The sequence below is a fragment of the Bacillus sp. S3 genome, from assembly GCF_005154805.1.
In the GTDB taxonomy this organism is placed as follows: Bacteria; Bacillota; Bacilli; order Bacillales; family Cytobacillaceae; genus Neobacillus.
In genome coordinates, this window is sequence record NZ_CP039727.1 from 446,515 (window position 1) to 460,903 (window position 14,389).

Genomic DNA, 14,389 nt, shown 5'->3' on the forward strand with positions numbered 1-14,389 from the left:
GGGGTGAAAACAATGGAATTTGAAACAGTGATTGGACTTGAAGTCCATGTCGAATTAAAAACAGATTCAAAAATTTTCTCAGCAAGCCCAAACCATTTTGGTGCTGAGCCAAATACGAATACAAGTGTCATTGACCTAGGATACCCAGGGGTCTTGCCTGTCCTTAATAAAAAGGCCGTTGAATTCGGGATGAAAGCGGCTATGGCGCTAAACTGTGAAGTTGCCAGCCATACGAAATTTGACCGTAAAAACTATTTTTACCCCGATAATCCAAAGGCTTACCAAATCTCACAATTTGACAAGCCTATTGGCGAGCATGGCTGGATTGAGATTGAGGTAAATGGCTATACGAAACGGATTGGGATTACGAGAATCCATTTGGAAGAGGATGCCGGTAAGCTGAACCATGGCAAGGGTTATTCTTTGGTTGATTACAACCGCCAAGGGACGCCACTTGTTGAAATTGTTTCGGAGCCTGACATCCGTACCCCTGATGAAGCCTATGCCTATCTTGAAAAATTAAAGTCCATCATTCAATACACAGGCGTTTCCGATTGTAAAATGGAAGAGGGCTCACTCCGTTGTGACGCCAATATTTCAATTCGTCCGCTGGGACAAGAGGAATTCGGTACCAAAACGGAATTGAAAAACCTAAACTCGTTCAACTTTGTCCGAAAAGGCCTTGAGTATGAAGAAAAACGCCAAAGAGAAGTTGTTTCAGCAGGTGGAGTCATTGAGCAGGAAACCCGTCGTTTCGATGAGTCCACTGGTGCGACGTTGCTCATGAGGGTGAAGGAAGGTTCGGATGATTACCGGTACTTCCCGGAACCGGACTTACTCGATATCTATATTGATGAGGATTGGAAAGCTCGTATTCGTGCGGAAATCCCTGAGCTTCCTGATGCTCGGCAAAAGCGCTATATAGAAGACCTTGGCTTACCTGTGTATGACGCTAAGGTATTGACAGTTACGAAGGAAATGGCTGATTTCTTTGAGGCGACGGTAGGTGGCGGCGCCGATGCAAAGCTTGCTTCGAACTGGATTATGGGTGATGTTTCTGCTTATTTGAATGCAGAGTCAAAGGAGCTTGATCAGATTGCGTTAACGCCAGAAGGACTTGCCGGAATGATTAAGCTGATCGAAAACGGTACAATTTCATCGAAAATCGCGAAAACAGTTTTTCTGGAATTAATCGAAAACGGTGGCGATGCCGAGAAAATTGTGAAGGAAAAAGGTCTCGTACAAATTTCTGATGAAGGGACTCTTTTGAAAATTATCGCAGAAGTGCTCGATGCCAACCCGAAATCGATTGAAGATTTCAAGGATGGGAAAAATAAAGCGGTAGGATTCCTTGTTGGACAATTGATGAAGGCGACCAAGGGACAAGCCAATCCGCAAATGGTTAATAAATTATTACAGCAGGAATTACAAAAGCGATAAAAATGAAAGCTGGCAGAAGCTACTCTGCCAGCTTTTTTATTGGGAAAAAAGTCGAGCGAATTTCGACATTCTTTGTTTCAATTTCCCGGGAAAAAGCTATATGGTATAAGGATTCGGCCTGTTTTCAAACAAACGTTTAATTGAAAGTAAAATATAGAAGTCCTTGTCGAAGAGTGTAAGATGAGTCGAGAAGGGCAGTTGTTCGCCAGGGATTGCGGATAAAGCGAAGAATGGAGCTCTAATTTCGACAGTATTTGCAATCATTTTCTGGGATAATCCCTTTAATCAAAGGCTTAGTTACGGATTCAAACAAACATTTGATTGGTATATTTTTTACCAAACAATCGTTTGTTTGAAATTGGTTATAATATTGATATAACGGGCTTTAGTTATTAAAATTACTAAAATATTTGTTGAATTATGGCCTGTAAAAAAAAGGGAAAAAGGCATGTTTTTACAGGTTATTTAGAAATTAGATACCACTGAAAACAAAAAAAGAGGTATCTAATAAGCCCTTAGATACCCTCTCCTTAGAATTAAAACGCAATCATCGCCCCGCGTTCATCAAAGACAGAGCTTGGATTCCAAGCTACCTCCCATAGATTGTTTTCAGGGTCGGCAAAATAGGCAGTGCGTCCGCCCCAAAAGGCATCACTTGGTTCGCGCAATATTTTCCCTCCGGCTTCACGTATTTCCTCAATGGTTGAGTCAACTTGCGCCGGTTTCTCCACGTTTATCGCGAAGGTCACAGCCCGATAGGTTTCGGGGGATTGCGGCAGATCAATGCCCGCGTCCTTGGCTAACTCTGCAATCGGAAACAGTGATAGCAGGACACCTGCTGTCTTAAAGACCGCGTATTGATTAGAGCTAAATTCAGTTTCTTCCCAGCCCAGCGATTTGTAAAATGCACGTAAAACAGGTAAATCAAATGCACCTATTGTGAGCAAGCTTACTCTCTGTGGAACCATGATTCTATACCCCCATTAAAGATCTTTTCCTTTTATTGTTCTTTATGTGTTTTTGAATATCCTCCTTGAAGGGGACGCTGTTGGATTTAAATAAAAAACGCTCGAATTTTTCAATTGAAAATTCGAGCATTTCTAATGTTACTATTCTTGTTTTAAAAGGCGGACACTTTCATCAAATTCCTTCTCGATCGCTTCATTTTTCTTATACGTGATTAAGCTGACAACAACAGCTACAATCAGGTTGAGGATAAAGCCCGGAACGATTTCATAGAGTGATTCACCGAAAAAGACCGTACCAAGGTCGCCATTTTTCCAGACGATGACGGTAACAGCACCGACGATCATGCCGAACAGGGCGCCCCAGTTCGTAATCCTTTTCCAAAATAGACTTAATAAAATGATCGGGCCAAAGGAGGCGCCGAAGCCTGCCCATGCATAGGCAACCAGATCTAAAATAGTGCTATTTTGTTTGAAAGCAAGTGCTGATGCAACGATCGCAACAAGAAGGACTGCCATTCTTCCTAAGAAAACAAGATGCTGATCCTTTGCCTCTTTATTCATGACGACTTTGTATAAATCTTCAACCAGGGCACTCGATGTTACGATCAGTTGTGAAGAAATCGTACTCATAATCGCTGCTAGAATTGCAGCCAATGCAAATCCTGCAAAAATAGGATGGAATAAAATCTGACTTAATTCTATAAAGACGGCTTCAGGATTTTCTAAAACATGCTGAGGATTATTATGGAAATAAGCGATCCCAATTAATCCAGTAAAGATGGTGCCCACAAGTGAGATAATCATCCAGCTCATGCCAATACGACGGGCGCTCTTTGTTTCTTTAATTGTTTTGATGGCCATAAAGCGGACAATAATATGCGGCTGGCCAAAATAGCCAAGCCCCCATGCCATTGCTGAGATAATTCCAATTACCGTTGTCCCTTTTAATAAGTCTAGTCTTGCAGGGTCAATTGCCCGAATGGTATCAAACGTTTCAGCAGGTCCGCCAGTGCTGAATATTCCGATTGCTGGAACGAGTAATAGGGCAATCAGCATCATTAATCCTTGAATAAAATCGGTATAACTTACTGCCAGGAACCCGCCAAATAAGGTGTAGGCAACAACCACACCGCCTACGATATAAAGACCCGTATGGTAGCTTGTTCCGAATGAGCTTTCGAAAAATACTGCTCCAGAAACCATCCCCGATGATACATAGAAAGTAAAGAAAATAAGAATAACAATACCTGAAACGATACGGAGTAGTTTCGATTTGTCTTTAAAGCGGTTCTCAAGGTAGCTTGGAATCGTGATCGAATCATTGGCAACCTGAGTGTACGAGCGCAGACGTGGTGCAACTAAGAGCCAGTTTAGATAAGCACCGATTGTTAGACCTATGGCAATCCAGGCATCAGCTAAACCGGTTACATAAATTCCGCCGGGCAAGCCCATTAATAGCCAGCCGCTCATGTCGGCAGCGCCAGCACTTAAGGCAGTTACTGCAGGTCCTAATGACCTTCCCCCAAGCATGTAATCCGTTAGATTGCTTGTTTTTCGATAGGAATACCAGCCGATAAATAACATCATTGCGATATATACTCCAATTGAAACCAGTTGCAGTGAAACATCGGACATATATTTACCCCCTTTGTTATCAATAGAAAATAATTACAATAATATTTCCTATATATAAAATATTCTATCAATTACGCTGTACTTTTTCTAGTGTAAAAATATTGCTTTTTTAAAATAGGAAATAATGCTTGTACAATAATAAAGAAGAATGAATGAAGCAGTTCTTTTGTAACGTGTGGTCGAAACGATTATCATAAAAGAAAATGAAAGAGGTGCAGTGTGGATGGAGTTGAATAGTTGGTTTCAAAAAGGATTGACTGCGGAAGAGTACATCAATTCGATGAAGCAAAATAAAGAGGAAATGCTTTCGATCTATGAGAAATTTTCTTTAAGTGCTGGTGACAAAATGAAGCTTGAAGCAATCCAGGCACAAAATCTTCGTGGAATTGTACTGACCGAGGATTGGTGCGGTGATGCACTGCTGAATAACCCTATTTTGATGCGGGTAGCGGAGGCGGCGGGTATAGAACTGCGTTTTGTGCTTCGTGATCAAAATCTCGAGTTAATGGATCAATACTTGACGAATGGCACGTCACGTGCGATTCCTATCTTTATTTTTATAAAAGAGGATGGCAGTGAGGCGGCTGTATGGGGCCCAAGGGCGGCTGAAATGCAGGCGCTTGTGATGGAAAGACGGGCAGCGCTGCCGGATAAGGATGCGGCGGATTTTCAGGAGAAACAAATGGAAGTGTATAAGCAGCTTCGGGCGGAATATCTAGTAGATTCGAACATTTGGCAGACCGTTGCGAACAGTATTATCGCTGCGCTAGTAAAATAAAAAAATCCCGGTGGAAGTTTCCGCCGGGATTTTTTTAAAATATAAGGATTTATAAGTTTCGACTTGAGAAATGTCTAGCTCCAGCGCCCTAGCGGCTAATGTCCTTCGCTCTCCGCCCTACGATAAGTCAACATCGATTCGCCTCCGGCTCATCGTGTTTCCTTTATCTCAGTTGGAGCGCTCCAGGCCATACGCCGCTGACCAGGGCGCTTCCGCTTTTCCTAAAAACCGCTGTTTTTTGGCGGGATTCGATCGTTAATTAAGTTTTTGTCATTTATCTTCGGTTCGATGCCAAGGATGAAGTTGCGGATGTTCGAGCGGTGCAGATAAATTAAAAATAACGAGAATAATAAAAAGATAAGTTCAAAATTGAGCTTTGGAGAAATAAAATCATAGATAAGCATGCTTAGGCCAACAGAGATGGAACCGAAAAACACATATTTTGATAAAAAGATAACCAAAAAGAAGCTTACATAGGCAATGACAAGTAAGGGAAGGTTTGTAATTAAAAGTGCACCAGCGGTTGTGGCAATCGCCTTTCCACCTCTGAAACCAGCAAAAATGGGGAAGCAATGGCCAAGAACGGCCATAAGTCCAAAATAAAGTGGTTCTGCATTAAGGTTAAAATGAATTGGCAGGTACGCAGCCAAGGCTCCTTTTGCCAAATCGATAAGCAGGACAAACATAGCTGATTTCTTACCGAGAACCCTCAAGGTGTTGGTGGCACCGGGATTTTTGCTGCCGTGGTCACGGATATCGACCCCGAAGACCAGCTTGCCTACGATTAGGGCAGTTGGAATGCTTCCAATCAAATAGGAAGCAAGAAGAAGCACCCAGAACAAATGAATTACCCCCTTTGAAATATTTACCTTTCCATTAGTATTCTATCATAATTAGATGGTATCATTTTTTTGTATTTCCATTATTAAGAAGTATCGGAATGCCAATCATGAGACAATTTTAGGGCATATTGCTAATAGCTATGCTAGAAAAAGAGAAGATATTCCTTAGTTCTTAATACCCTGCTTGCATTTGTTATAATATATGCCAAATGCATGCAAATAGATAAATAAAGTAGAATAAATTTAGTTAGATAAAAGAAAGGAACCATATGGATGAAGAAGAGAAATACCTTGGAATATAAAATTAAGACGTATTTTTCACTAATTTTTTTTTTCATGATAATACTGATAGGGATTATTATTATGCAGTATAGTAATGAGCGTTATCAGGAACAGAGTTACCAATATTTAAGAAATACAGTCGAATCAAATATAAGTTTGTTGGATAAGTATTTTAGCAGTTTACAGAATGTTGCCCGGCTTATCGTGAGTGATCAAGATGTAAGGACAGCGGTCGCCTATCGAAATCAAGTAAAGGAAATTGATTATTCGATTGAATTATATAATCAACGAAACGTAGATGAGAAATTACAACAACTTAAAATCATGCCGTATATTAAGAATGCCGTGATCATTGGAAGTAATCAAAAAGGATTATATTCCTATAAAGGAAACGTAAAGGAAGATTACGATTTTGCAAGACAAAAATGGTTTAATAGCTTAAAGAATATAGGAAAGGTTTCCATTAGCGGCAGTTACTTTTCTGGATTTCATCCTACGGACTATCTGTTGAATGGGGAACGGGAAGATACTATATCGATGGTCACACCTATCCAAAATAAGGTATCGTATGATTTCAAAAATAATTCATATCTGTTATGTGATGTTGATATTTCCTCTATCCTTCTAGCAAATACAGGAGAAAATGGGGTCCAGCTAGTCATTAATAATGGTACTGAGTGGATTCATTTATCAGACTTGGCGGGTGTATCGAATCGGCAAATAGAGGAAATAAAGCGGAATTACAGGAAGGGGGAAGAAGCTTTCCTGGTAAAAAGCAGGGGTTGGGGAGAAGATGATTTATTGGTGGTTAGAAATACCACGAATACTACAGGTTGGAACATATTAGGGATCAAAAGCTTAAAAGGAATCCAGGACACGAAAAGGACTGTTTTTTTGTTTATCTTGGGAATGATTTTTCTATCAGCTATCATTATTGCCATTGTTTCCGGGGTTATTTCAAAAACGATTTTGAATCCCGTCAATCAGTTAATTAGAAGTTTTAATAAAATTGCCAATGGTGACTATTCGGTTACGTTTGAAAAGAATAGCAGTGAAGAAATTTCGATGCTTTCCCGAACGGCAGAAAACATGATTCAAAATATGCTGAAGCTATCTGATGAGGTATTGCTCGAACAGAAGAAACTCTCAAAAGAACAGATGCGAGCCCTTCAAAATCAGATTAATCCACATTTTTTAAATAATGTATTACAATCGATTAAAGCGCTTTCGCTAAATGGAGAAGTAGAGAAGATTTCAAAATTAAGTACATTATTAGGAAAAATATTATCTTATTCCGTCTATCAGCCTTATGAGAAAGTGGCAATTGAGACAGAACTGCAATATACGGAACATTATATGATGATTCAAAATATCCGATTTGATAATAAAATCTTCTACTCTATACATTGTGAAAAAGAATTGAAAAATGAAAGGGTTCCTAAATTAATTGTTCAGCCATTAGTTGAGAATGCTCTAATACATGGATTTAAGGATCAGGAAACAGGAGTTCTAAACATTATTATTGAAAAGGATCAGTCGGATATATGCATTATTGTTACAGATAATGGAATGGGTATGGAAGATGAATTAGTAAAGAGGATTAATGAGGAATTAACGTATAAAGACACTTATTCAGCGCTAAAAAGTATAGGATTGCTTAATGTAAATCAGCGGATCAAGAGCGAGTTTGGGGATGCATATGGAGTAAAACTTATTTCCAAGATTCAAAAGGGTACAAGCGTTATAATCACTCTTCCATCTATTAGCTAAGGGGAGATATACATGTTTAGAGTACTATTGGTAGATGATGAAATACTGACAATTCGTATGTTACAGAGCCTCATTGATTGGGAAAGGTTCAATTTAGATTTGGTAGGATACGCACAAGATGGATTGGAAGCATACAATGCCTATTTAAAGCACGAGCCTCATATTATCATCACGGACATACAAATGCCTAACATGACAGGAATGGAGTTTATAAAAAAGGTAAGGGCTATTAATAAACAAACAGAGATTATTCTGGTAAGTGCCTATGGTGATTTTTCGAATATCCAAACTGCGATGAAAATGGGTTGTTCCGATTATATTTTAAAACCGATTGATGAGCAAGAATTGCATGATGCCCTGAAAAAAGTTTCAGAAAAAATGGATGGTGAAAAAGAGCAAAGAAGAATTATTGATAAAAGTGAATCACAACTAAAAAAAATGGAGCTTCGGTCCTATATGAAAACGGGAGTTCATTCTCAACATATTATGAAGCTTCAAGATGGCTACCATTTTAATTTTGAACGATATCATATCCTCATGTTCGAAATAAATCACAATACGATGGATGAATTTGTTACGATGCAAAGTATTGAATCAATGCAGATGAGTTATATTATTCACGTCATGGAGGATAAACTTAAAGACTATAAAAATATTCTTTTTGAATTTGAAGAAAATTCCTGGGTCATCTTACTTTCTGACATAGAGCAGGAGGAACTTGTTACTCTTAGCAAAGAAATGTTATTGATCCTAAAGAATCATTTCAATATAAATGTAAAAGCGTGTTTTAGTGATACTGTCAATGGATTGATGAATTTACCACTCCAATATAAACAAATCAAACTTTTATGCCGCTACAATTTTTACCTTGATACGGAAGATATTCTAGGATATGGGTATAATTGCAAAAAGGATGATTTTAAGGAAATCCAAAGTCGTACATTAGCAAAAGAAGTGGAAGAAGCATTAAAACTAAAAGATTTAACAAACGCAGAAAAAATAGTAAATGAAATATTTCAATTATCTAAAAGTATGAATCCATTTGAGTTAAACCATATCTATGAAATTTGTTTTGAAATGATATTGATTTTGAAAAAGGCAATTTCAGCAAAAAGTAAGAAAACGGAGAAAATGATGGAGATTTTATCTATTTCCTATCAAGACCTGTTGAAATTAAAGTCGATCAATAGTCTTCAGGATTTTATGTGGCATAGGATGGAGGAAACGCTCAATCAAAAAAAGGAGGTTAAAGGGAAATATAGCCAACTAGTAGAGGATAGTATAAAAATATTAGAAAGTCATTATAATGTAAGTCTGTCACTTGAAGATATATGCAATCAAATTTCAGTTAGCAAAAATTACTTTTGCTATCTTTTCAAACGAGAAGTAGGAATTAGTCTGTGGCAGTATCTGACAGAGCTAAGACTAGAAAAAGCAAAGGAGCTTTTACTAGAAACCGATATGAAGAATTATGAAATATCCTTTCAAGTTGGCTATGATAACCCTAGCTATTTTTCAATGCTATTTAAAAAATACGAATCCATGACACCAAATGAATTTCGGAAACGGAAACAGAAGCAGTAATATTATAGTAGAAATCCATAATTTTATCGCTTTTGTTATGATTAAATCTTTTATATAGTGGGAGGAAATCCGGATGTAGTACTGCCGCTAACTCATACATAAAAAAATTACTTTTCCTGGCAGCCGGTAATCCTAGGAGGGAACACTAATGAAAATAAAGATGTTGGAACGTGAATATTGGTACGGTGGTTACGTACATGAAGGAATAATCGAGCCTATTGGAGAGGAAGATTTTCGTGAGATTGATTTACGGATTAATCAGACACCCAATCAATCCATGCCGTTATTTCTGTCAACGAAAGGCCGATATCTATGGTGGGATAAGGGATTTGTTGTTACATTTAATCGAGGAATGATTGAGATTGATAAGGACATAGTGGTAGGTGAAGGATACCAGAATATAAAGGGTGCTTATTTAAGTGCGATGTCAAAGTATTTTCCTTTTACTATGAATGGACTCAATATGGAATTATTTCGATCCCCAATTTATAATAGCTGGATTGAGCTGACATTTAATCAAAATGAAAAGGATATCTTAACATACGCGGAGGATATTATAGCCAATGGTTTACCTGCAGGCGTCCTCATGATTGATGATGGCTGGTCAGACTACTATGGGAAATGGACGTTTAATAAGGAGAAATTTCCAAATCCAAAAGAAATGATTCAAAAGCTTCATGACCAAGGATTTCATGTGATGCTTTGGCTTAGTCCTTTTATAACTCCTGATACTGTAGAGTACCGGGAGACTAGGGATAAACAATTACTTGTCAGAAATAAAGATGGGAAACCATTTATCACGGAATGGTGGAATGGCCATTCGGCAGTTTTGGATTTTTCAAATCCTGACACGATTGTATGGATGAACGAACAATTAGGCCGTTTGTGTGATTTAGGTGTAGATGGGTTTAAGTTTGATGGCGGCGATAGCATTTATTACAAGGAAGATAATGAGACGTACGGAAATGTTACACCGGATGAACAGTCTTTATTATGGGCAAAGTTTGGTGAGAAATATTCATTTAATGAATACCGGGTCACCTTTAAGGCAGGGGGCATGTCCTTACTTCAGCGGTTATGTGATAAAGAGCATTCATGGGGAGATTCAGGAATTAAAGCGTTAATCCCAAATAGTCTCTTACAAGGAATTACGGGTCATCCGTTTAGCTGTCCAGATATGATCGGCGGGGGCGAATACCTTAATTTCCTTCATCTCTCCGAAGGGGCATTAGACCCCGAACTTTTTGTAAGGCACAGTGAAATTGCTTGTCTGATGCCATCCATGCAGTTCTCTGCAGCACCTTATCGAGTGCTGGACAAGACTCATTTTGAACATATACTCCGAAGCGTTCAAACACGAAAGAACTATCAAGATATTATTGAACAGTTGGTTTTACATGCAAAAGAAACAGGAGAACCTATTATTCGTTATATGATATATGAATTCCCTGATGAGCCGGTTGAAAAGATTGTCGATCAGTTTATGCTCGGAAGTCATATTCTTGTCGCACCTGTTAGTGAAAAAGGGGCAGCAGGAAAGGATGTATACGTGCCGAAAGGCGATTGGAAATATGGAGAAGAATTGATCCATAGTTTAGGAGAATATCGTGCCTTTTCCAGTACACAGGGAATACCGATTATTCTTGAAAGGGCATAGAAGCGTAATATTGTGATAGAAAAATAGGAGAAATAGAAAGATACTATTTATTCAAGTGAATAAATAGTATTTTTTTTATATAAGAACCGTAATATAGCTTATTTATAGCCTATAAAGAAACTTATACAATATACCTATCACAAATAACAGGGGGCATTTATATGAAGGGGAAAGCGATTTCATTGCTGCTGTGTGCTTCTATGGTAGCAGGCAGTTTAGTAGGTTGTTCAAGTAAATCAGAAACAAATAAGAAGGTTGAAGGAGAAAAGGTCGTAAAACTTCGGGTGATGGGGTATAACGCCGAGTCTACAAGAGCGACATATTTAAAATTATTAGACGAGAAGCTGCCGAATGTTGAGATCAATTTTGAGTTTGTGCCACTTGACAATTTTAACAATGTCTTGAATTCACAGCTCCAGGCCGGGGAAGGCCCAGACATCATTGAAGTAGGCGGGGAAGCAAAGCTCTTAGCAAAAGCGAATTACCTATTGGATTTGACAGATAAAGAATTTTCATCAAAGTATGTGGAACCAGGTCTTAAGCCATATTCAATAGATGGAAAGGTTTATGCAACACCATTACAATCTTGGTTTGAAGGAATCTTCTATAATAAGGCGATCTTTAAAGAAAATAATATTGAAGTACCAAAGACGTGGGATGAATTCGTTTCTATTAGTAAAGAGTTATCTAAAAATGGGGTTAAACCACAGGTTATGGGTGCTCAATCTTGGGAACCAATGATGAAACAGAGTATTGGTCTAGTTAACAATGAGTTTTATGCAGATAAAGAAAATAAAGATTTTGATGATAAGTTTAACGAGGGCAAAGCAAAATTAGCAGAAGAATGGCTAGCATCTGTAAAAGAGTGGTCTAGGGTCATAGACGAAAAAATATTGACAAAAGATATGCTGGGGCTTAGCTATGATCAGGCATTAGATCAATTTGCAACAGGAAAAGCAGCAATGTGGGAAAGTGGTCCATGGGCAGTACAAACCATCCTTGAGAAAAATCCAGATATGGAGCTAGGAATGTTTCCAATCCCAGGTAAAAAAGAGGGCGATGGCTGGCTGATTGGCGGACCTGGTTCTGCTTTGGCCATTAATGCTAAGTCAAAACACATTGATGAAGCACTAAAAGTATTAGAAGTAACAGCAACAGAAGAGGCACAGAAGGCACTTGTAAAAGATAATGCCGGCAGTTCCTTCCTAAAAGGTGTTGAAGTAGATTTAGGTGATATCTATCAGGATAGTGAAGGTGCCTTTAAAGCAGGGAATGTATACGCTCCATGGACAGCAGTTTGGACCTCCGGGAACCCAGTAGTTGAAGCTTATGGGAAATCCTTGCAAGAGGTGTTGGCTGGTACAAAGACGGTAAAACAAGCACTGCAGGATGCGGATGATACCAATGACAATTTAAGAAAGACGTTACAATAAAACTGTTTTTATATAGTTAAGATTGAACATTAATTGGAAAATGGGGTTCTCTCCATTTTCCGCCTTTTTTCATGATAACCATTTTTCTAGGAGCAGGGAGGATTAAAATGTACAGCAAGCAACGAGAACGGATCTTTATGTTGATGATCCTTCCAGCATTTATTGGATTTATGTTTCTTTTTATTGTACCTACGGCGATGAGTTTTTTCTATAGTTTTACAAATTGGTCTGTGTATAATACGACACTTCAATTTACTGGATTGGATAATTACAAGCTTCTTTTTCAAGATACAAAAACAGTCGCCGCCATCAAACATACCTTGCAGTATGCTGTATTAATTACCATTTTGCAAAATGTTATTGCGATCTTACTAGCGGTATTTTTGAATAAAAAAACGGCAGGAGCCAATTTTGTAAAATCAGTCGTCTTTTTACCGGCTGTACTAAGCATTTTAGTTGTTGGTTTCCTATTTCAGTATATTATGACTTCGGCAGATTACGGGTTATTGAATAATATGATTCAATTTTTTGGTGGAAATCCAGTGAATTGGCTGGGAGATTCAAAGATTGCGTTATATTCCGTTTTAGGAACCCAAGTATGGCAATGGGCCGGATGGTCGATGGTCATTTATATAGCAAACTTAAAAAGTATTGATTCTGCTCTTTACGAAGCAGCAGAGATTGATGGGGCAGGGAAGATCAGGAAATTCTTTTCTGTAACATTACCACTATTATACCCTGCTGTATCCTTCAATGTTCTAATGAGTCTTATTGGCGGAATGAAGGTGTTTGATGTTATTTTCGCGATGACCAAAGGCGGACCAGGATATGCAACGGAAACCATCATGACTACATTGATTCGGGAAGGGTTCAATAGCGGCAGAAACGCCTATGCATCTGCTCTTGCGGTGGTATTTTTTATAGCCGTTTTTGTATTATCGCGAATTGTCATTACTTTCCTAAATAAGTGGGAAAGGAAGATCTCTTAATGAAAAATAAACTAATAGGAAAGACTTTTTACCGTATGGGACTTATTTCAATCAGTGCTCTGGTGTTCCTGCCTATTTATTATTTGATTATTACCACGTTTAAATCTCCTTCAGAGGCAGCTGCAAGTCCTTTGGGCTTGCCTAAAAGTTTGACATTTGTAAACTATGCCAAAGCCTTAGATGCCATGAATTATCTTCAGGCATTTAAGAATAACGTAATCATTACGGGTGTAGCTGTCATCCTGCTGGTTTTCTTTGCAACGATGGCTGCCTACGTAATCGCTAGAAGTAAGAAGAAAATCATTAAAATGATGTATTCCATCTTTTTGGTAGGATTGATCATACCATTTCAGATTGCTATTGTCCCGTTGTATCAGATTATTTCTGGATTACACTTGATGAATACGCACCTCGGGGTCATTTTAGTCAGTGTTTTCTGTATTAATCTTCCATTGTCTATTTTTCTATTACGAGGTTTTATTAATACCGTCCCAATTGAATTGGAAGAAGCTGCATTTATGGACGGTTGTGGAACCTTTAGAACCTTTTGGTTAATCATCTTTCCGTTGTTGAAGCCAATTATTTCTACGGTTGTCATATTAAATACATTAGCCATTTGGAATGACTTCCTTACTCCATTATTATTCTTGCAGTCACCGGAAAAAGCCGTTCTACTGCAGGAAGTGTATAAAAATGTAGGGCCATTTTCAACAGACTGGACATCATTCTTTCCAATGCTTGTGATGTCAACACTTCCATTAGTTGTTTTCTATATCCTTATGCAAAAACGTGTAATCGATGGTGTTGTAGCGGGATCCGTGAAAGGCTAATGAATCATGAGGGGGTGAATAATGGTATGTATGGACTTTCAGACGAATTATTAATTGAATCCTTTTAAGAGCTAGAGAATTAAATTTAGATACTGATTTTATACTCCTAATTGAAACTGAAATGTTCAGTCGCTCATTATTTCATAATAAAAGTGAATTTCCATCTAATCGTTAACGGCGG

General features: G+C 38.2%; 12 protein-coding genes. 9 read left to right on the forward strand and 3 right to left on the reverse strand.

Translation table 11 applies throughout. The annotated features are described in order from the left end of the window. The first annotated feature begins 12 nt into the window (after window positions 1–12). The gene (gene gatB, locus FAY30_RS02140; protein ID WP_149868345.1) at window positions 13–1,440 is read left to right on the forward strand and encodes an Asp-tRNA(Asn)/Glu-tRNA(Gln) amidotransferase subunit GatB; all 1,428 of its coding nucleotides are present in this window, start codon (window positions 13–15) and stop codon (window positions 1,438–1,440) included. 536 nt (window positions 1,441–1,976) lie between these two features. Here the strand turns inward: gatB and FAY30_RS02145 are convergent. Both FAY30_RS02145 and putP read right to left on the reverse strand, forming a co-directional pair. Then, entirely contained in the window at window positions 1,977–2,408 is a 432-nt protein-coding gene (locus tag FAY30_RS02145; protein WP_149868346.1) for a VOC family protein, read from the reverse strand. A 141-nt stretch (window positions 2,409–2,549) separates the two neighbouring features. Next, on the reverse strand, window positions 2,550–4,043 hold the full coding sequence (gene putP, locus FAY30_RS02150) for a sodium/proline symporter PutP (protein ID WP_149868347.1): 1,494 nt from the start codon (window positions 4,041–4,043) through the stop codon (window positions 2,550–2,552). A 223-nt stretch (window positions 4,044–4,266) separates the two neighbouring features. Between putP and FAY30_RS02155 the strand changes: the two genes are divergently transcribed. Next, complete coding sequence (locus FAY30_RS02155; RefSeq protein WP_149872560.1) at window positions 4,267–4,821, forward strand: thioredoxin family protein; 555 nt, start codon at window positions 4,267–4,269, stop codon at window positions 4,819–4,821. A gap of 221 nt (window positions 4,822–5,042) precedes the next feature. Here FAY30_RS02155 and plsY read toward each other — a convergent pair whose 3' ends face one another. Beyond that, window positions 5,043–5,663: a glycerol-3-phosphate 1-O-acyltransferase PlsY gene (gene plsY / locus FAY30_RS02160; RefSeq protein WP_149868348.1), complete on the reverse strand. Its 621-nt coding sequence runs from the start codon at window positions 5,661–5,663 to the stop codon at window positions 5,043–5,045. 363 nt (window positions 5,664–6,026) lie between these two features. Between plsY and FAY30_RS02165 the strand changes: the two genes are divergently transcribed. From FAY30_RS02165 to FAY30_RS27760, 7 genes are all read left to right on the forward strand, one after another. Further along, window positions 6,027–7,715, forward strand: a complete 1,689-nt coding sequence (locus tag FAY30_RS02165; protein WP_190284789.1) for a sensor histidine kinase — start codon at window positions 6,027–6,029, stop codon at window positions 7,713–7,715. Window positions 7,716–7,727: 12 nt separating this feature from the next. Then, complete coding sequence (locus FAY30_RS02170) at window positions 7,728–9,299, forward strand: response regulator transcription factor (RefSeq protein WP_149868350.1); 1,572 nt, start codon at window positions 7,728–7,730, stop codon at window positions 9,297–9,299. Window positions 9,300–9,447: 148 nt separating this feature from the next. After that, on the forward strand, window positions 9,448–10,956 hold the full coding sequence (locus tag FAY30_RS02175) for a glycoside hydrolase family 31 protein (protein ID WP_149868351.1): 1,509 nt from the start codon (window positions 9,448–9,450) through the stop codon (window positions 10,954–10,956). A 161-nt stretch (window positions 10,957–11,117) separates the two neighbouring features. Then, window positions 11,118–12,389, forward strand: coding sequence for an ABC transporter substrate-binding protein (locus FAY30_RS02180; RefSeq protein ID WP_149868352.1), 1,272 nt, complete (start codon window positions 11,118–11,120; stop codon window positions 12,387–12,389). A 107-nt stretch (window positions 12,390–12,496) separates the two neighbouring features. Further along, window positions 12,497–13,378 carry a carbohydrate ABC transporter permease gene (locus FAY30_RS02185; RefSeq protein ID WP_190284790.1) on the forward strand — a complete coding sequence of 294 codons (882 nt, stop codon included), beginning with the start codon at window positions 12,497–12,499 and terminating at the stop codon, window positions 13,376–13,378. Next, window positions 13,378–14,208: a carbohydrate ABC transporter permease gene (locus tag FAY30_RS02190; RefSeq protein WP_149868354.1), complete on the forward strand. Its 831-nt coding sequence runs from the start codon at window positions 13,378–13,380 to the stop codon at window positions 14,206–14,208. Before FAY30_RS02185 ends, FAY30_RS02190 begins: the two co-directional genes overlap by 1 nt. Window positions 14,209–14,308: 100 nt before the next feature. Next, window positions 14,309–14,383, forward strand: a complete 75-nt coding sequence (locus FAY30_RS27760) for a hypothetical protein (RefSeq protein WP_263315356.1) — start codon at window positions 14,309–14,311, stop codon at window positions 14,381–14,383. Window positions 14,384–14,389: the final 6 nt, after the last annotated feature.